Raw genomic sequence first — 249 nt, 5'->3', positions numbered from 1 at the left:
AGGTAAGCGTTTGTATTTTTACTTACTTGTGTAAAACTATCGGTAAACATTTTACTGTAACGTGGCCCGTAATTTGGGGGAATATAAATTTCCATTAAAGCGCTGGTGGCATTGGCTGCTTGGCTTTTTTTGATTAATTCGGTTAAGTTAGCTTGTAGCTTACTCACCGGAAAACCACGTAAACCGTCGTTTGCGCCCAGCTCAATAAGTACATGAGTTGGTTGATACTGCGCTAGCAAAGCATCTACA

General features: G+C 40.6%; 1 protein-coding gene. It reads right to left on the bottom strand.

What is annotated here, in order from left to right; translation table 11 throughout:
• The coding region (locus AAEZ08_RS23275) for an SGNH/GDSL hydrolase family protein (protein WP_500125228.1) at positions 1–249 on the bottom strand (249 nt) is incomplete at both ends.

Origin of the sequence: Pseudomonas sp. E45-MNA-CIBAN-0222, assembly GCF_040310405.1 — a bacterium.
In the GTDB taxonomy this organism is placed as follows: Bacteria; Pseudomonadota; Gammaproteobacteria; order Pseudomonadales; family Pseudomonadaceae; genus Stutzerimonas; species Stutzerimonas stutzeri_AC.
This window is presented reverse-complemented; position numbering and strand designations above follow the sequence as displayed.